General features: G+C 42.7%; 11 protein-coding genes and 2 pseudogenes. 7 read left to right on the top strand and 6 right to left on the bottom strand.

Annotated elements, in window-relative coordinates; all coding sequences use genetic code 11:
- The first annotated feature begins 98 nt into the window (after nt 1–98).
- On the top strand, nt 99–1106 hold the full coding sequence (gene ccpA / locus NSQ99_RS12600; RefSeq protein ID WP_340836998.1) for a catabolite control protein A: 1008 nt from the start codon (nt 99–101) through the stop codon (nt 1104–1106).
- A complete protein-coding gene (locus tag NSQ99_RS12595; RefSeq protein WP_340836996.1) occupies nt 1106–1807 on the top strand; it encodes a 5'-methylthioadenosine/adenosylhomocysteine nucleosidase in 702 nt (233 codons plus the stop codon). Before ccpA ends, NSQ99_RS12595 begins: the two co-directional genes overlap by 1 nt.
- A gap of 132 nt (nt 1808–1939) precedes the next feature.
- Here NSQ99_RS12595 and NSQ99_RS12590 read toward each other — a convergent pair whose 3' ends face one another.
- Nucleotides 1940–3133: an acetoin utilization protein AcuC gene (locus NSQ99_RS12590; RefSeq protein WP_340836995.1), complete on the bottom strand. Its 1194-nt coding sequence runs from the start codon at nt 3131–3133 to the stop codon at nt 1940–1942.
- Nucleotides 3134–4137: 1004 nt separating this feature from the next.
- Nucleotides 4138–4776 (bottom strand): GNAT family N-acetyltransferase, encoded by a 639-nt coding sequence (locus tag NSQ99_RS12585; RefSeq protein WP_340836993.1) that lies wholly within the window; start codon nt 4774–4776, stop codon nt 4138–4140.
- Between the two features lie 158 nt (nt 4777–4934).
- Between NSQ99_RS12585 and acsA the strand changes: the two genes are divergently transcribed.
- Both acsA and NSQ99_RS12575 read left to right on the top strand, forming a co-directional pair.
- Nucleotides 4935–6659 (top strand): acetate--CoA ligase, encoded by a 1725-nt coding sequence (gene acsA / locus NSQ99_RS12580; RefSeq protein ID WP_251665613.1) that lies wholly within the window; start codon nt 4935–4937, stop codon nt 6657–6659.
- Nucleotides 6660–6785: 126 nt separating this feature from the next.
- Nucleotides 6786–7283, top strand: coding sequence for a GNAT family N-acetyltransferase (locus NSQ99_RS12575; protein WP_251665612.1), 498 nt, complete (start codon nt 6786–6788; stop codon nt 7281–7283).
- Between the two features lie 122 nt (nt 7284–7405).
- Here NSQ99_RS12575 and NSQ99_RS12570 read toward each other — a convergent pair whose 3' ends face one another.
- Entirely contained in the window at nt 7406–10549 is a 3144-nt protein-coding gene (locus NSQ99_RS12570; protein ID WP_340836990.1) for a transglycosylase domain-containing protein, read from the bottom strand.
- Between the two features lie 261 nt (nt 10550–10810).
- On the opposite strand from NSQ99_RS12570, the gene NSQ99_RS12565 reads away from it, so the two are divergent.
- Nucleotides 10811–11341: a protease gene (locus NSQ99_RS12565; RefSeq protein WP_251665609.1), complete on the top strand. Its 531-nt coding sequence runs from the start codon at nt 10811–10813 to the stop codon at nt 11339–11341.
- Between the two features lie 11 nt (nt 11342–11352).
- On the top strand, nt 11353–12894 hold the full coding sequence (locus NSQ99_RS12560; RefSeq protein WP_251665608.1) for a flotillin family protein: 1542 nt from the start codon (nt 11353–11355) through the stop codon (nt 12892–12894).
- A 135-nt stretch (nt 12895–13029) separates the two neighbouring features.
- Here NSQ99_RS12560 and NSQ99_RS12555 read toward each other — a convergent pair.
- Both NSQ99_RS12555 and rpsD read right to left on the bottom strand, forming a co-directional pair.
- Nucleotides 13030–14583 (bottom strand): annotated as a pseudogene (locus NSQ99_RS12555) (IS1182 family transposase); the annotation flags it as partial.
- 172 nt (nt 14584–14755) lie between these two features.
- A complete protein-coding gene (gene rpsD, locus NSQ99_RS12550) occupies nt 14756–15355 on the bottom strand; it encodes a 30S ribosomal protein S4 (protein WP_251665607.1) in 600 nt (199 codons plus the stop codon).
- Between the two features lie 360 nt (nt 15356–15715).
- Here rpsD and NSQ99_RS12545 point away from each other — a divergent pair, with 360 nt between their 5' ends.
- Entirely contained in the window at nt 15716–17629 is a 1914-nt protein-coding gene (locus NSQ99_RS12545) for a sensor domain-containing diguanylate cyclase (protein ID WP_340836988.1), read from the top strand.
- A 153-nt stretch (nt 17630–17782) separates the two neighbouring features.
- Here NSQ99_RS12545 and NSQ99_RS12540 read toward each other — a convergent pair.
- A pseudogene (locus tag NSQ99_RS12540) lies at nt 17783–19333 on the bottom strand (IS1182 family transposase); the annotation flags it as partial.
- Nucleotides 19334–19354 lie beyond the last annotated feature (21 nt).

The raw sequence follows: 19354 nt of genomic DNA, 5'->3' as shown, positions 1-19354 counted from the left end.
CAACGTAGAAACATTGCGAAAAATGTTATTTTACAGTATTATAATTCCAATATGTGTCGAACGTATCAATTATTTTATAGTAAATGGAGAGAGTGCACGTGACGGTAACAATATATGATGTAGCAAGAGAAGCAGGAGTGTCGATGGCCACGGTATCTCGCGTAGTGAACAATAATCCTAACGTGAAGCCTGCTACACGTAAAAAGGTATTTGAAGCAATAGAGCGTCTAGGCTACCGACCAAATGCTGTTGCACGTGGTCTTGCCAGCAAGAAAACAACAACAGTAGGTGTTGTTATACCTGATATTTCAAATGCGATCTTTGCAGAGGTTGCTCGCGGTATTGAAGATATTGCGAATATGTACCATTACAATATTATTTTGTGTAATGCAGATAAGAAGAAGGAAAAGGAAATTCGTGTTATTAACACACTTCTTGAGAAGCAGGTTGATGGCTTGCTATTTATGGGCGGGGCGGTTACGGAGGATCATCAGCAAGCATTCCGTACTGCAAATGTTCCTATCGTCCTATGTGCAACATCAGAGGATACTGGCAATCTAGCTTCCGTAGATATCGATCATGAAGCTGCTGCTTATGATGCCGTTCAAGCTTTGATTAAGGAAGGGCATACGTCGATTGCGATGATTAGTGGCACGTTAGAGGATCCATCCAATGGCTTTGCTCGTTTTAGCGGCTACAAAAAAGCATTAGCTGAAGCAGGGATTACATACGATGAATCGTTAGTACGTATCGGTAATTATCGCTATGAATCTGGGGCAGACGCAATGCGCTATTTCCTTGATCTAGACAAGCGTCCAACGGCAGTGTTCTCTGCAACGGATGAAATGGCGATCGGGGCAATTCATGCCATCCTTGACCGCGGACTGCAAGTGCCTAACGATATTTCTGTAATTAGTGTAGATAATAGCCGAATGGCTTCAATGGTTCGTCCTCAGCTTACAACGGTTGCGCAGCCAATGTATGATATTGGTGCGGTATCCATGCGTCTACTGACAAAGCTGATGAAAAAGGAAAATGTTGATCAAGCCCAAGTAGTGCTGCCTCACGAGCTTGTCGTGCGTCAATCTGTAGGAGGAAAGCAATAATGGGCTTTAACCGTATCGGTATTATTGGAGCAATGACAGAAGAAATTGAATTGCTTCATCAAAATGTTCAAAATATTAAAGAGAAGCACATAGCAAGCGTTACTTACTATGAAGGGAGCTTGCATGGTGTTGACGTTGTTTATTGTAAATCAGGAGTAGGCAAGGTCAATGCAGCAATGTGCACGCAGGTGCTGCTATCCTTTAATGTCGATTGTGTCCTATTCACAGGTGTTGCGGGCGCATTAGATCCTAGCTTGAACGTAGGAGACATTGTTATATCGAGCAGCGCGATGCAGCACGATATTGACGTAACACCATTGGGCTTTGCAAAAGGGATGATTCCTTTTCAGGACATCTCTGATTTCCCAGCAGATGAGTCATTAATGAAGCTTGCCAAATCTGCAGGAGATGAGCTGTTTCCTAATCGTACGCTAATTGGCCGAATCGTATCTGGTGACCAATTTATTGCTAGTGTTGATAAGGTTAAAGAACTATATGAGCAGTTCGGAGGGGCGTGCGCCGAGATGGAGGGGGCAGCCGTTGCACAGGTCTGTGCAGCGAATGATATTCCCTTTCTAATTATTCGTTCGATGTCGGATAAGGCAGATGGATCCGCAGAAGTCACGTATACGGAATTCGTTGTGACTGCTGCAAACAATTCCTATGCGATGATTGATCGAATCGTATCTACTATCCGCTAATATCATCACTGATTTGAGGGCTGGATTAAAGTCATTTGATATGACTTTAATCCAGCCCTCGCTGTTTTAATACGAGTAAACTGCTGTAGTAATCCCTTAATTATTGCGTCAAATCATTTGATCGGTGCTCGTTTACATATCTTGAACTGATAATTCTGCGATATGTTTGTTGCGTGCTGTAATTTCTTCTCTACGTGGTATCGCTTGGATACTGCCAGCTTCATCCTGCCAATATAATGGCAGCTGCTGCGTGGTAACGGTGCTCCATTGTTGAAGCCAGCCCTTCGGTAAAGGGGTAAGGTTTCGCTTTTGCTTAGCTTCAAGCAGCTGGTGAAGGAATGCATGGTCTGCCATCTCAAGCCATACATATGACCACGCACGGGGTACGACTCGAAACAGGTCATAGCCCCCACCGCCAAGCGCTACCCATTTACCGTTGCAGTAGCTATGTGCTAGCTCGTGAATGAGCTGAGGAATTCGTTCATAGATGCCAATGGAGCAGTGCAAGTGTGAGAGTGGATCATAGGCATGCGCGTCACATCCATGCTGACTAACAATTAGATCAGGTTTATAATGCTGTATCGTTTTCCGCAATGTATATTCGAAGCTGTTAAGCCATGACTCATCCTCTGTATAGGGCTCTAGCGGCACATTGATGCTAGTACCATAGCCTTGCTCGATACCGCGCTCATAATGATAACCGGTTCCAGGAAACAGAAATTTACCCGTTTCATGAATGGAATAGGTGCATACGGAAGGCTCTGCATAGAAGGCAAGCTGAACACCGTCCCCATGGTGCACGTCTGTGTCAATATAGAGCACTCTAATTTGGTGCTGTCGTTGTGCTGCACGAATCGCAATAACTGCATCGTTATAGATGCAGAAGCCAGCTGCTCGGTTAGGAAGAGCATGATGAAGCCCGCCAGCCATATGATAAGCGTGCTGTAGTCGCCCTTGAACGACCTCCTCCACCGCATGTACTGTTCCAGCAACGATACTGCATGCAGCCTCATGCATCCCAGCAAAATAAGGTGTATCGTCCGCTTGCAGCCCATATAGCTCAGCATTTTCCTTCAGATGAACGGGAGGTTGTGTCGTGCTGAGCAATTTAATCGCCTCGATGTAAGATTCTTGATGTCCAAGCAGCAGCAAATCTTCCATATCATATTTAGGTGGCTCTAAGATATCTGTCTGTGATAGTGCGCCTACATGCTCCAATAACGAGATCGTTAGATCATAGCGAATAGGATGGAACGGATGATCTTTTTCAAATTGGTAGCTGCTTGCTGCTTTGGAATGGATAAAGCGAATCTGTGGGTTCGTCATAGCCTCACATTCAATCCTTTCTGCTTGGACAGATACTAATAAAACATGCTTTAGAAGCACAATCCCAGCTGAATTCAAAATTCGACATTAAATCAAGGTACAAAATCTAGCTTTCAGCACCAAGAAGTTTGAAAGAAGCTAGAGATTGAGAAGCGCAGCGTACGTAATTGGTACGTGAGCATCGGAAAGCTAGGCTGAATTCAAAATTCGATGCCGAATAACCTAACGGTTATACTTCGTGATCAAAGCTGGACTTTTTGAACCTACCTCATTAAATCAAGGTACAAAAATCTAGCTTTCAGCACCAAGAAGATTAAATGAAGCTAGGGATTTGAGGAGCGCAGCGTACGCTATTTTGTACGTGAGCACCGGAAAACCCGATGAAATTAATATTTGCAGTCGAGTATGCTATCAGTCTAACTTCGTGATCAAAGCTGAACTTTTTGAATTACCTCGTTAAATCAAGGTTCAAAAATTTAGCTTTCAGCACCAAGAAGTTTGAAAGAAGCTAGGGAATGAGGAACGCAGCGTACGTTATTGGTACGTGAGTACCGGAAGACCCGGCTGAATTCAAAATTCGACGTCGAGTTACCATACAATGACACTACGTGATCAAAGTTAGATTTTTGTACCCACCTCATTAATTCAAGGTACAAAATCTAGCTTTCAGCACCAAGAAGATTAAATGAAGTTAGGGATTTGAGGAGCGCAGCGTACGTTATTTGTACGTGAGCACCGGAAAACCCGATGAAATTAATATTTGCAGTCGAGTATGCTATCAGTCTAACTTCGTGATCAAAGCTGAATTTTTTGAATTACCTCGTTAAATCAAGGTTCAAAAATTTAGCTTTCAGCACCAAGAAGTTTGAAAGAAGCTAGGGAATGAGGAACGCAGCGTACGTTATTGGTACGTGAGTACCGGAAGACCCGGCTGAATTCAAAATTCGATGCCGAATAACCTAACAGTGACACATCGTGATCAAAGTTAGATTTTTGAACTTCCTCTAATACATGAAGCGATTGCGGAAGCGTACCCGATCAAACAGCTCCACCGACGACAACGGGACCTCAGGGCCGATTTTCACCATCAGACAGTTTGCGGGATGTGCACAAATCTCAGGATCATCCGTTGCATACCAAATCATATCCACTGATTGCATTAGCTTTTCCATCATTTTTCGGTAATCCCATACGTTAAGTCCGCTTCCTTCTAAATCCCAATGCCAATAATATTCAGTCGTATACACAATTACATTATCTAGCTGCCCCTCTGCGAATGCGGTCATAATTAGCTGCTTACCAAGCCCACAGCCGCGATAGTGATCGGCTACCTCAATCGCACCAAGTTCAACGAGATCCTGCATATTCCCTTCTGACCAGCGTTCGTACTCGTCTGGATAATGAAAGGTTACATAGCCTACTATGTGCCCCTTGAGATGAGCAGCAATGATTCTGCCTTCAGGCAAACCAGCGATCTCTACAAGCGCTTCATGCTGATCTCTTGGCTTTCGGAACGCATCAAGCGTGCCATCTAATGTCATCTCGCGGAGCCGTTCAGGAGGGATCGGTCCTTCAATAACTAGTGTTTGGTTAAGTGTAGAGATAAAGTATTCCCTATATTGAAACCGCTTTCTATGCTCCATAGGTTGTACCTCTTTCTTAAAAGGCGTTATTCCCTTCTACTATACATAATTCAACGTAATATGGAAAGATATAGTGCAATAGATTAGTTATATGATATAATAATTTTATTGTAAGCGCATTCTTTGGATTTTTATTGAATAGATGGGAGAGTGAAACGATGATTGACCTGCATCAAGAACGTATACCAGCAACAGTTAAGAATGGAAATCTTCAAAATTACGAAGCGGCACGTGAGAACTTTTCTTGGGATCAAATTGAATCCCAGTTTAGCTGGGCCACGACTGGTAAAGTAAATATCGCGTACGAAGCCATAGATCGTCATGTTGAGCAAGGAAATGGTGATAAGCTTGCTCTTATATACAGTGATCAGCAGCGTGAAGAGCGTTATACGTATGAGCAGCTAAGTCAAGCCAGCAATCGTTTTGCCAATGGACTCCGTAATTTAGGGATCAGCAAGGGAGACCGCGTCTTTATTTTTATGCCGCGAACTCCTGAGCTATATGCAAGTGTGCTTGGAATTATTAAAGTAGGTGCAATAGTTGGTCCGCTATTCGAAGCATTTATGGAAACAGCCGTAAAGGATCGATTACAGGATAGTGGTGCTGTCGCCATTGTAACGACTCCTGCTTTGCTCTCACGTATTAAGCGTGATGAGCTGCCTCAGCTTAAGCATATTATCGTTTATGGCGATGATGTAGTAGAAGAGGAAGGTGTGATCAGCTATAGCAAGCTGATGCAGGAGCATAGTGATCAAGCTGCAATCGAGTGGGTAGATCGTGAGGATGGCCTTATCCTCCATTATACATCGGGTTCTACAGGTAAGCCGAAAGGCATTTACCACGTACACAATGTCATGGTGCAGCAGCTGTATACCGGACAAATCGTATTGGATTTGAAGAAGGATGACGTATTTTGGTGTACGGCAGATCCTGGGTGGGTAACTGGAACCGCATATGGCATCTTCGCTCCATGGCTCAACGGTGCGACCAATGTTGTACGAGGTGGACGATTTAGTCCTGATGATTGGTATCGTGTGATACAGAAGTATGGTGTTACCGTATGGTATAGTGCACCTACTGCTTTTCGCATGCTGATGGGCGCAGGGGACGACGTAGTAAAGCAGTATGATCTGAGCAGCTTGCGACATGTGCTAAGTGTTGGTGAACCCCTCAATCCAGAGGTAGTTCGCTGGGGAATGAAAGTATACAATCAGCGCATTCATGATACGTGGTGGATGACAGAGACAGGAGCACAATTAATTTGCAACTATCCAAGCATGGATATTAAACCTGGCTCGATGGGTAAGCCAATACCAGGAGTAGAAGCAACGATTCTTGATGATCAAGGTAATGAGCTTCCTCCATATCGTATGGGTAATCTCGCAATCAAAACAGGCTGGCCATCGATGATGCGCAAAGTATGGAACAATGATGCGAAGTATGCAGAATACTTTAGAATTCAGGGCTGGTATGTATCCGGAGATTCGGCTTACTACGATGAGGACGGATATTTCTGGTTTCAGGGTAGAGTAGATGATGTCATCAATACATCTGGAGAGCGCGTAGGCCCATTTGAGGTAGAATCTAAGCTTGTCGAGCATCCTGCGGTCGCTGAGGCGGGTGTCATCGGTAAACCTGACCCAGTACGCGGGGAAATCATTAAAGCTTTTATTGCGCTTCGTGACGGCTATGAGCCTACGGAAGAGCTAGAGAAGGAGATCAAGCAATTTGTTAAGGTGGGATTATCAGCTCACGCTGCACCTAGAGAGATTGAGTTTAAGGAAAAGCTACCTAAAACGCGCAGCGGAAAAATTATGCGTCGAGTGCTGAAAGCATGGGAGCTGAATCTGCCTACAGGTGATCTCTCCTCCATTGAGGATTAATAACAAGCAATCATAATAACTTACAGACACAATGCCTGTCGGGTAGCCGGCAGGCATTGTTGTGCTATTGTCGATCCTTTAGCATTTCGTTATAATGCTATAAACTGTTAATAGGAGTGATCGTGCATGGATATTAAACTAATAACTACAAAGACGGAGGAACAAATACATAAGCTTGCGCGGCTCGCATATGAGATTTGGAATGAATACTATATTCGCTTATTATCCCAGCAGCAAATAGATTATATGCTTGATCGATTTCAATCGGTACAGGCGATAACTGAGCAGCTTAAGCAAGGCTATCATTATTTTTTCATCCAGCAAGAAAGAAATATAGTAGGATATGCAGCTGTTAAGCAGGAGGGAGAGTCTCTATTTTTAAGCAAGCTGTATATTAAGAAGGAAGCGAGAGGTCAAGGCTTCGGTAAAGCAGCGCTGCAGCTCATTACTAAAATGGCGGCTGAACGCCAGCTTTGCAAGATCTGGTTAACTGTGAATCGTCACAATGCATCCTCTATTGCCATGTATGAGCGAATTGGCTTCGACATTGTGAACGAGCAGGTAGCGGATATTGGCAATGGTTATGTGATGGACGATTATATAATGGAGCTTACGATTTCATAAATGAGAGGTTCATTTAAAAATTAAAGGGATGGTACAGTATGCCGGAGCACTGTACCATCCCTTTATTGTATTACGGTGATCTTACATAGTATTACTCTTCGTGAACGTTGCATTGTTAGGTGCTATTGCGCGACCAGCTTCGCTGAATGGCCCGATTCACCTTGTTCATTGACAGCGGTGATGACATAGGCTCCGCCAGATTGCGCACCGCTATGCTCATAGGATGCTGAGCTAGTCGAGCCTAGCTTCGTATAGTTTCCATCATTATCAGCACTATAGTAAACGTTATATTCAGTAACTTGCTCTGATACGGAATTAGTGGACCAGCTTAAGAGTAGGTTCATTCCTACATATTCACCATATAGACCGACCGGAGCTGATGGAGCGCTAAGCGCAGGCTGATTATTGCCGCTATTACCACCGTTACCGTTATTACTGTTGCCGTTATTGCCGTTACCATTGCTATTGCCTTCAACGTTGCCTGAATCTGAATCAGTGTCATTAGGGAACTCTGGTAACTCAAGATCTGGCGGTTGGATATTACTTCCGTATTCTACCTTAAGACTTGGCTCAGATTGCTTACCAACGACATCAACTGCAACGACGTAGAAGCTTGTATGCTGTGCAGGGTTCACATTTACATTTACAGCGTAGTTTTCTTTCGTCCACACAATAGAATCGCCATATTTCTCGTATGGCCCCCCGTTAACGGAACGGAAAATCCGATATCCAACAACATCAGGTGAGCTGCTATTGCTGAATGTTAATACGAAGTCACTGCTTAATCTAACGTTTGGCGGATAAGCTGGAATTGCACCGTCATCCTCCCTAGGATCAACGACGGATGGGGCATCCCTACCTGCATCTGCCGGAACATAAGTGGATAGATCTCGTCTGCTGCTTGCAGGAAGCTTGGATTGAGCGGCCTGCAGATCAAGCATCAATTGATCGAGTGGTGCTTTTCGTACAATAACTTGCTTTTCCACCAACATATCCTCTGGCGTAAGCTCATTTGGCTTATAGTTAACGCCATTGTACTCAATGACCTTCATATTGATGAGTGAATCATCTGTTTTTTTCGGTAAATATTCTTTATTGAACCAGTCTGTGACAACCAAGCCTGCTGATTTGTTCAAGCTTGATGGAAGCAAGCCGCTCGTTGAGGATACGGTTGCCTTCACGATGTTTTCAGGCTGTTCGAATTTCTTATTCTCGAATAGATCTGGGCGGTTTTCTGTTAATTCATTCATAATGGTCGCCCAAATCGTACGTGCACGTGTTCGTGCGTTATTAGAAAGCGTGTGGATTTGCTTCTCATAACCAGCCCATACACCGAGCGTAACATCTGGTGTAAAGCCAACGAACCAAACGTCTCCGTAGCTTTGTGTAGAACCGGTCTTTCCTGCAAAGTCAATCGTATTATAGGCTTTTAATTGACCTCGAAGCGCAGCCCCTGTACCTGCACCGTCAGCGATCGTGGTGCGTAGCATATCTGACATCAGAAATGCCGTTTGCTCAGAAAATACACGCTTTGGCTTTAACTCATGCTCATAAATCGCTTTACCGTTAGCATCAGTAATTTTAGAGATCATGTATGATTTGTTGATTTGACCTTTGTTAGGGATGGAGCCGTAGGCATTCGTCATTTCCTCAACAGTTACCCCACGTTCCAAGCCACCGATAACTCCAGTTTTTGCGTAATAATCTGACTCAGTTAATGTTGTAATTCCTAGCTCCTTAATAAAGTCTAGAGCTACTGGAATCGTTAATTCCTCATTGTAAATTTTTAGAGCCGGAATATTTAATGAACGATTCAGTGCTGTACGTGCTGTAACCAGTCCAGCGAATCTTCGATTGGCGTTCATCGGAATATGATAACCCTTTTGGCCATCCTCAAGAATTAGAGGTGCATCGTCAATAATGCTCGCAGGCTGAATTAACCCTTTCTCAAGAGCGGGTAAATAAGCTGCAAGTGTCTTCATTGTCGAACCAGGCTGGCGGATCATTTGCGTTGCATGATTTAGCTGCTCTTTGTAGAAATCTCGTCCTTCGAGCATACCAAGAATTGCGCCAGTGGAATGGTCAACGAGTATCGCTCCGACTTGCTCTATCCCTTTTTCTGGATGGTCAGGAGTAAAGTTGTCAGGATTACTGCCGATTTCGTGCATCATATCATACACTTCTTTGTCAATCGTCGTATGAACATGATATCCACCACGCAGTAGCATCTCGCGAGCATCTTCAACAAGATAGGAATTCTCATCTTTGTTAAGGTCAGCTAGCGTCAAGTCTTTGTTGTTCTGCAGCAGCAATATTTTTGCTGCTTCTCGCTCAGCTTCGAGCATAAGGTAAGGATAAGTGTTATATGCTTTTTCAGTAGGCTCTGTAATCGAAGAGCGTATATCAAACGCCAATGCTTCGTTATACTCGGCTTCAGTAATTTTATTCGTCTCTCGCATTCTGCTCAATACAAGCTTCTGACGTTTAATCGCATTTTCGATGCCTTGTTCATTATATTGACCGGTACCTGTGAATGCGGTATATCTGCTTGGTAATTGAGGCAAACCAGCAAGGTATGCAGCCTGTGCAATATTGAGCTTATTAAGGTCTTCGATTCCGAAAATACCTTTAGCTGCTGCCTTAATTCCGAATACTTGGTATCCATTTGAGCCGTTACCGAATGGCATTTTGTTTAAATATGCAGTTATAATTTCTTCTTTTTTCAAGTAACGCTCCATACGAAGCGAGAGAAAAATCTCTTTGATTTTACGGCTTTCTGTACGATCAAGACTTAAAAAGACACGACGGGCAAGCTGCTGTGTCAGTGTACTTCCGCCAGTCTGCGTATCTTCGTTAAATAGCCGTTCTTTAACCGCTCGTCCTAGTCCGTATGCATCGACACCTGGATGCTCCCAGAAGTTTTGATCTTCCGTCGCAGTAAGTGCGTCTAACACACTCTGTGGGATTTCATCGTATGTAATAACGATACGATCCTCATCTGTTCGAAGCTGACCGACTAGTGTTCCATCGTTAAAGTAAACATAGCCTGTCATAGAATATTCTTCTATTTTACTTTGAATATAGGATTGAGGACGAATTTCCTCGTCTTTAACATTAGCAGCAACATAACCTGCCACTGCTCCGCCTGCAAGTAAGCCTCCAAAAACTACGAATAATAAAACCCATTTAATGGTTAAGAAGCTAATAAGGCTAAACCACCGAAAAGCGCCATATGGCCTCGACTGTGATTTTTGTTCCTCTTCCATATGTTCACATTCCTCCTCTAGCATAACATTCGTATTATACCACAATTCAACATGTGCGTATATTACAGGTCAGTGCTTACAACACACTAGTTTTGACGCACATTACTCCTATAAAGTTGCTTGTTTTAGTGAATAAGGAAGACAATACTATACACACGCTGCCAGCAATAAATGAATAATTTGAAACCTAAATAAGGGAAATGATGTATAATCTAATAGATTGAACCATTTATTGAAATTAACATCAAAGGAGGGAGGACCATGGAAGCCGTATTTTGGATATGCTTTTTGATTGGTGTTATTTATACGATTGTCGTTGTCATCTTTGGTGATGTATTAGCAGGTGCACTAGATGCATCATTAGAATGGCTGCAGCTCGATAATTTACCAGTCATACAACCGTTGACGTTAATGAGTGGATTAACGATCTTTGGAGGTTCAGGCATTGTACTCCTTCAGTTTTCTGCACTAACTATGACAATCGTTGTGTTAGCCTCGCTCGGTTTAGCAATCGTCGGTGTTATTATCGTCTACTTCGTGTACGTTAAGCCGATGGCTAATGCAGAGAGTTCAATCGGATATTCCATTTATGACTTGGTTGGAAAGGAGGCTCAGGTTGTTGTACCAATCCCCGCAGAGGGCTATGGCGAGGTCATGGTTAAAACTGTTGGTGGTGTAGTCAGTCACACCGCAGCGAGCTTTGGAAAGGTCGAGATCGATGGTGAACGGTCCGTAGTAGTCATTGAGGTACAGGATGGTGTGTTATTAGTATCTGAATTAAATTTAGATTAGGAGGCTGAGAAATGGAAGAATGGTTAACAATTCCTATTATTGTCGTTGGTGTTATCGTAGTACTGGGGCTTGCCTTTTGGGCAAGATATAAAACGGTTAGTCCAGATGAAGCGATGCTAGTGACGGGTTCTTTTCTTGGAACGCGCAATACGATGGTCGATGAATCGGGTCGAAAAGTAAAAATTATTCGTGGTGGCGGTTCATTTATTATTCCAATATTTCAGCAATCGCAATTTTTATCATTATTATCCCATAAGCTAGATATTGCTACACCTGAAGTGTATTCCGCGCAAGGTGTACCTGTCTTCTCGAACGGTGTTGCGATTATTAAAATTGGTGGGTCTGTAGAAGATATCGCAACGGCAGCCGAGCAGTTTCTTGGAAAGCCAACTGAAGCGTTAAAGGTAGAAGCGCAAGAGGTGCTGGAGGGGCATTTGCGTGCGATATTAGGGACTATGACTGTAGAGGAAATATACCGAAATCGTGATAAATTTGCTCAAGAAGTTCAAGGGGTTGCAGCACGTGACCTTAAAAAGATGGGACTTCAAATTGTATCATTCACGATTAAGGATGTGCGTGATAAGCACGGATACTTAGATGCCCTTGGTAAGCCAAGAATTGCAGCTGTAAAGCGTGATGCTGAAATCGCTGAAGCTGAAGCAGATCGTGATGCAACGATTCAGAAGGCGCTCGCTACGGAGGCAGCACAAAAAGCTGAGTTGTTAAAAGATACAAATATCTCTGAAGCTGAACGCGATAAAGAAATGAAAATAGCATCCTTCAAAAGAGATCAGGATACTGCGAAGGCGGAAGCTGATCAGGCGTATGCGATTCAAGAGGCAAAAGCGAAGCAGCTCGTTGTTGAAGAGCAGATGCGAGTAGAGCTAGTACGTAAAGAACGCGAAATTGATCTAGAAGCAAAAGAAATTCTAAGACGCGAGAAGCAGTATGACGCAGAGGTTAAGAAGAAGGCAGATGCTGATCGTTACGCAGTTGAACAAGCGGCAGAAGCGAATAAAGCGAAGCAGCTTAGAGAAGCGGATGCGATACAATATCGAATTGAAGCTGAGGCGAAGGCTGTTGCCGAGCAGAAGCGGTTGGAAGGTATTGCGATTGCCGACGTTGAGCGAGCACAGGGTACAGCTACAGCAGAAGTTATCCGATTAAAGGGCTTGGCTGAAGCTGAAGCGAAAGAGAAGCTAGCCCTTGCCTTCGAGAAATTCGGTGAGGCTGCTGTTCTTGACATCGTACTGAAGATGCTTCCTGAGCTAGCTGGGAAAATTGCTGAGCCGATGGGCAATATTGAAAAGCTATCTGTTGTTGATACAGGCAATGGAGAAGGGGCGGCAAGAGTTAGTAATTATGTAACCTCACTAATGGCAACTGCACCAGAAATGCTGGAAAATGTTACAGGGATTGATGTGAATGGTTTGATTTCCCGTCTAGCTAGTGGGAAAGGAATCCAGCAGCAGCAAAGTCCAATAGACGGTAATGTCGAAGCTGTTGTTCAGCAGCTATTAACGAAGGATAAGCCAGTGGATAGCGACAACTAATCAATCAATTCTAAATAAAAAAGAGGCTGGGACAAAACTAGCTTCTCATAAACAAGACAGGGATGAAATCGATTCAGATTTCATCCCTGTTGCATATTGCTTGTTATTATCGGTGAAAACTTACGTCCTCACCGCATACTTTCTCAAGTTAACAGCCATTAATGCTAGTCCAATATCATATTCGACTTTAGATTTCCCTCGAAGCATAAAACGAGTGAAACCTAAATTAGCCTTCAAGAAGGCAAAAACTGGCTCTACGTCAATTTTTCGTTGGCGGTAGAGCTTGTTTGTTTTGTCTTCTGAAAGCTTCTCTCTCACATAGGCTTTTTGCTGCTCCCATGTTTCATTGATCATGAGCGTACGATTCGTTCCCTCTTGTGCTTTGGTGCAGGTAGAACGGAATGGGCAGCCTGTACATTCTTCACATTCATATAGCTTAAATTTTCGCATAAAGCCTGAGCGGTCTCTGCGCGTAACATAGCGCTGAAATAGAAGTTTCTTCTCATTGGGGCACAGATAGTGATCTTGCTCTGCATCGTACTCCCAATTACTCGTTTGGAAAGGGTCTGTCTTGAATCTTCTTTTTTGCTCGTTCAAGTAATGAGCATACGTGAGCAGAGGTGTACGGTTGATCTTCGTTAAAATATGATCATAATTTTGTTCACTGCCATAGCCTGCATCCGCAACAATATGTTGAGGTAATTCAAAGTATTCTTCTTCAATGGTATGTAGGAATGGAATCAACGTTTTTGTATCGGTTGGGTTAGGGAAAATGCCATAGGCCAACGTGTATTGCCCTTCGGTTGCAATTTGGACGTTGTAACCAGGCTTGAGTTGTCCGTTTTTCATGTAGTCGTCTTTCATACGCATGAAGGTGGCATCATGATCTGTTTTAGAATAGCTGTTGCGTGCACCTAAAATGTCTAGATCCTTTTCATATTTTTGTTTACGTCCAATCCATTCTCGAACCTGCTTGACCATTTGCTTAGGTGTTTTGCGTTGACGGCGTAGCTGCTTACGCTCAGCGACGTCCTCTGTATGAGCAATAGCTTGTGTATAGTCCTCTACAACTTCCTCGAGTTTTTCTGCGATTTCATGCAGTTGTTCATTGGAAAGCTGCCCATCCTGTTCACTTGCTATTTCAGGAATAATTTTGTTGTTTAGCAATTCGTTGTAGAGCTGATTCGATTGTTCAATGAGTCTACGGTGATGCTTTTCGATGGCTTTTTTCCAGACGAATGTAAACTTATTCGCATTGGCTTCGATCTTTGTACCGTCAATAAAAATAGCCTCCTGATCAATGAGCCTTTCTTCAACTAATTGACAACGAAACTGAATAAAGCATTGACGGATAAGAGTTTTCATTTCAGGATGAATACGAAAACGATTAATGGTGCGGTAGCTAGGCTCATACCCTTGGGCTAACCACATCATACGAATGCTGTCCTTCGTTAATGCTTCGATTTTTCGACCTGAAAAAGCAGACTGAGTATAGCCGCATAAAATAAGTTTGAGCATCATACGTGGATGATAAGCTGGACAACCTGAATGACGAAGAAATGAAGCAAAGGCTTCATCTGGAATAGTTTCTACAAGATGATGGATATGAAACGCAATGTCGTTTTCTTGTAATTTAACTTCTAAATCTAGAGGCAAAACTAATTGATTCATGTTATAATCTTTAAACATAAGGAACACCTTTCCTGTTGGATTTGTTTTGTGGTGATTCAATTTTAACAGATGGTGTTCTTTTTGTATTTAAAAATATTAAAGCCGTTGAAATTTTACTCGTCGTAAAATTTCAACGGCTTTCTTTTTTTGTTAGGGCTGGGTTTTGTCCCAGCCTCTTTTTGTTCCGATATTAACGGCTGTAGAACTCGACGATTTGCTTCTCATCGATTTCTTGTGAAAGCTCAGAACGCTCAGGAAGACGAACGTATTTACCTTCAACTGCTTGATCGTTAAACTCAAGGTAAGCAGGTAGGTGTACGCGACCTTCAATCGCTTCTTTCACAGATTTCATTCCACGGCTGCGCTCACGCAAGCCAATTACGTCGCCAAGAGAAACGGCATAAGACGCGATGTCAACTTTTTTGCCATTAACTGTGATGTGACCGTGAGCAACAAGCTGACGAGCACCTGCACGAGAATTAGCAAAACCTAGACGATATACTAGGTTATCAAGGCGGCTTTCAAGAAGCACCATGAAGTTTTCACCGGCAATACCTTTCATTTTCGTAGCTTTAACGTAAAGGTTGTGGAATTGCTTTTCACTCATACCATACATATGACGAAGCTTTTGCTTCTCCATAAGTTGTAGGCCGTAACCGCTAATTTTGCGGCGAGAGTTAGGGCCATGTTGTCCCGGAGGGAAAGCTCTCTTAAGATCTTTACCGTTTCCAGCTAGTGAAATTCCAAGACGGCGGCTTAGTTTAAATTTAGGACCAGTATAACGTGACATGTGTCGATTAACTCCTTCATCAAATGAGATTATTGAGGATGGGGTTGTGTTTCGCGGATATGAAGGTGCAGCACAATTACTGCACTGTCAAGCACATCAGCCGCAGGCTAGACAGTCCTTGCATATCCTGAGGGTGACACAAAACCGTACGCCCATAATACCATCATTAATATTATAAAGTCTCCAATTGAAAAGTCAAGAAATGATATGCTAGAGTAACAATATTACTATCATTTTACAAAAATACCGTCTAAAGTCCTATTATTTTATTCGTCCGTAGTGCAAAATCCTTAAAAATAGAGTATGATAATAAGATAGAAAGCTCATCTCCTTAGGGCAGTGAAAGAAAGGGTTGGGTGCATGATGAAGGACGGAACGAATGGAATTTATAAGCCTATGATTTGGTTTGCCGATGAAGATTTCCATGATGCAGACGAGCCATACATGCCAGAGCTTTATAATGAAAGCTTCTATGCATGGTATGAAGACGCTCGAGATATAGATGCATGTCGACATGGAATGTTCTGCCTATATACACGATCAGCCTCCCTTTATTGTACTGAGCCTACCGATCCGATGAATGTTTTGCAGATGCGAAGCAAGGAACAGTTGAATGAGGCTATAAGCAGGCTGGCTGCTCAATGTATTGAACAAGAAGAATATATTGATTTTACGGAGCAGGACGTCCAGTTTAGTGCGGTTCCTGTCAGAAGACGGAAGGATAATAAAATATTTGCTGTGTTTATGTATGTAGTGGAACATAAGCACGCGATTAGTAAAGCTGAGCTTGGCGCTTATATGAAGCATTTTCGTATTCATTTTTACCGTGTATTTGAAAGTGTTTTCGTTAAGGAGATTATGCTGCAGAAAACGTTAGTGGATAAGGAAGCAACGCACCGAGAGCGGCTGTTTTTAGTATCGAAGCGGCTTTATGATCAAATCGATGCCGAAAGCGTTGTGCGGGAAATGCTGCATAGCCTTGAAGAGCTGTATCAAGATTCTGAAATTTATTTGTATCTTTCACAGGATCACCTTGAAGGAGATCATCGAGTACGTCCTCTAGAGTTTAGAAACTCTTCAAACGACATCGTAACAGAAGCTTTCCTAGAAGGAAAATGCTGTATAGATCGTAATCATCCTGGCTATATTCGCTTGGCGATCCCAATGAATGGGAAGCAAGCGGCATATGGTGTGCTTTGTATCGAAATCAACCGTACGCATTGGGATGAATCTGATCTTCCAGCCTTTATGCTCATTGCAGATACTGCAGGGTCGGCCTTCGAAAACGCTAAGCTCTATGAGCAATCAAATTTATTGATTAACGAATTAAGAATTATTAACGAAATGACGAAGCGGCTTAATCAGTCACTCCGTTCAAGAGAAATATATCAATATGCGACAGTAGAGCTTCTTAAAATATTTAAAGCCGATTACTGCTGTGTATTGCAGCTTGATCGTAATCGCAACGAATTTAAAGTCAGAGCAAGTAATTTGGAATCGTTGCTTGGTAAAACCTATACCAACGATTATGGGTTTACTGGCATTGTCTACCGTACGAAGGAAGCGCTGTTTACATCTGATTATTGGAATACGCAAACGGTTCCTTCTGAGCTGATGGAAGATACGAATTCAAGATCATTGATTGGTGCGCCGATTTTTATAGATGGGGAAGTCGTTGGAGTCATTCTTGTTACACATACTCAAGCCAATTACTTTTCCTATGACAACTTTAAACTTCTGCAGGTTGTAAGTACGCATATCGGACTTGCAGTAACGAACGCCTCACTGCACGCCGAGATGCACAAAATGATCATTACCGATCAGCTTACAAATTTGCATGTACGACACTACTTGGATGAACAAATTCAGCGCAAGCAACGAAGTGATACGCAAGGGTCGTTAATCCTTGTAGATATTGATTTCTTCAAGGGAATCAACGACACCTTTGGTCATCAGGTAGGAGATCGGGTGCTCATTCAGGTCTGCGCAATTATACGGAGCTCCATACGTAATGGTGATATCGCCGCTCGTTGGGGCGGTGAGGAGCTGGCGATTTACTTGCCGAATGTAACTGCTATTCGAGCGGCACAAATTGCTGAGCGAATTCGCAAGCGTGTGGAGTATGAAACCAATCCTAAGGTAACCGTTTCTTGCGGAGTAAGCGAATGGGATCAATCTCATGAAAAAATAAGTGTTGAATCATTGTTCTATCGTGCGGATATGGCGCTTTACGAATCGAAAAAGAGTGGCCGTAATCGAATTAATATCGGGTAAATAACTTGCTTCTAAGCCATTATATAATGTAAACAATAAAGAGGCTGGGACAAAACTAGCTTCTCATAAACGCAAAAGGATGAAATCGATTCAGATTTCATCCTTTTGCGTATTTACTTGTTATTTCGAGGTGAAAACTTACGTCCTCACCGCATATTTTCGTAAGTTTACAGCCATTAATGCTAAACCGATGTCATGTTCAGCTTTAGATTTCCCTCGAAGCATAAAGCGAGTGAAACCTAAATTAGCCTTCAAGAAGGCAAAAACTGGCTCTACGTCAATTTTTCGTTGGCGGTAGAGCTTGTTTGTTTTGTCTTCTGAAAGCTTCTCTCTCACATAGGCTTTTTGCTGCTCCCATGTTTCATTGATCATGAGCGTACGATTCGCTTCTTGCGCCTTGGTGCAGGTAGAACGGAATGGACAACCGGTACAATCCTCGCACTCATACAACTTGAATTGACGTGTAAAGCCCGATCGATCTCTTCGTGTCACCTTGCGTTGAAACCATAGTTTCTTTTCATTCGGGCATAGATAGACATCTTGCTCTGCATCGTACTCCCAGTTACTCGTTTGGAAAGGGTCTGTCTTGAATCTTCTTTTTTGCTCGTTCAAGTAATGAGCATACGTGAGCAGAGGTGTACGGTTGATCTTCGTTAAAATATGATCATAATTTTGTTCACTGCCATAGCCTGCATCCGCAACAATATGTTGAGGTAATTCAAAGTATTCTTCTTCAATGGTATGTAGGAATGGAATCAACGTTTTTGTATCGGTTGGGTTAGGGAAAATGCCATAGGCCAACGTGTATTGCCCTTCGGTTGCAATTTGGACGTTGTAACCAGGCTTGAGTTGTCCGTTTTTCATGTAGTCGTCTTTCATACGCATGAAGGTGGCATCATGATCTGTTTTAGAATAGCTGTTGCGTGCACCTAAAATGTCTAGATCCTTTTCATATTTTTGTTTGCGTCCAATCCATTCTCGAACCTGCTTGACCATTTGCTTAGGTGTTTTGCGTTGACGGCGTAGCTGCTTACGCTCAGCGACGTCCTCTGTATGAGCAATAGCTTGTGTATAGTCCTCTACAACTTCCTCGAGTTTTTCTGCGATTTCATGCAGTTGTTCATTGGAAAGCTGCCCATCCTGTTCACTTGCTATTTCAGGAATAATTTTGTTGTTTAGCAATTCGTTGTAGAGCTGATTCGATTGTTCAATGAGTCTACGGTGATGCTTTTCGATGGCTTTTTTCCAGACGAATGTAAACTTATTCGCATTGGCTTCGATCTTTGTACCGTCAATAAAAATAGCCTCCTGATCAATGAGCCTTTCTTCAACTAATTGACAACGAAACTGAATAAAACATTGACGGATAAGAGTTTTCATTTCAGGATGAATACGAAAACGATTAATGGTGCGGTAGCTAGGCTCATATCCTTGGGCTAACCACATCATACGAATGCTGTCCTTCGTTAATGCTTCGATTTTTCGACCTGAAAAAGCAGACTGAGTATAGCCGCATAAAATAAGTTTGAGCATCATACGTGGATGATAAGCTGGACAACCTGAATGACGAAGAAATGAAGCAAAGGCTTCATCTGGAATAGTTTCTACAAGATGATGGATATGAAACGCAATGTCGTTTTCTTGTAATTTAACTTCTAAATCTAGAGGCAAAACTAATTGATTCATGTTATAATCTTTAAACATAAGGAACACCTTTCCTGTTGG

The organism is Paenibacillus sp. FSL W7-1287, assembly GCF_038004245.1.
GTDB lineage: Bacteria > Bacillota > Bacilli > Paenibacillales > Paenibacillaceae > Pristimantibacillus > Pristimantibacillus camelliae.
Note: the sequence above shows the minus strand (reverse complement) of the source record. Positions and strands in the feature narration are given on the sequence as shown.

Excerpts from the sequence above, each read along its gene's own strand:
- NSQ99_RS12575 (WP_251665612.1), top strand. The coding sequence starts at position 6,786 with ATGGATATTAAACTAATAACTACAAAGACGGAGGAACAAATACATAAG.
- NSQ99_RS12570 (WP_340836990.1), bottom strand. The coding sequence starts at position 10,549 with ATGGAAGAGGAACAAAAATCACAGTCGAGGCCATATGGCGCTTTTCGG.
- acsA (WP_251665613.1), top strand. The coding sequence starts at position 4,935 with ATGATTGACCTGCATCAAGAACGTATACCAGCAACAGTTAAGAATGGA.
- NSQ99_RS12595 (WP_340836996.1), top strand. The coding sequence starts at position 1,106 with ATGGGCTTTAACCGTATCGGTATTATTGGAGCAATGACAGAAGAAATT.
- NSQ99_RS12590 (WP_340836995.1), bottom strand. The coding sequence starts at position 3,133 with ATGACGAACCCACAGATTCGCTTTATCCATTCCAAAGCAGCAAGCAGC.
- rpsD (WP_251665607.1), bottom strand. The coding sequence starts at position 15,355 with ATGTCACGTTATACTGGTCCTAAATTTAAACTAAGCCGCCGTCTTGGA.
- NSQ99_RS12585 (WP_340836993.1), bottom strand. The coding sequence starts at position 4,776 with ATGGAGCATAGAAAGCGGTTTCAATATAGGGAATACTTTATCTCTACA.
- NSQ99_RS12545 (WP_340836988.1), top strand. The coding sequence starts at position 15,716 with ATGATGAAGGACGGAACGAATGGAATTTATAAGCCTATGATTTGGTTT.
- NSQ99_RS12565 (WP_251665609.1), top strand. The coding sequence starts at position 10,811 with ATGGAAGCCGTATTTTGGATATGCTTTTTGATTGGTGTTATTTATACG.
- NSQ99_RS12560 (WP_251665608.1), top strand. The coding sequence starts at position 11,353 with ATGGAAGAATGGTTAACAATTCCTATTATTGTCGTTGGTGTTATCGTA.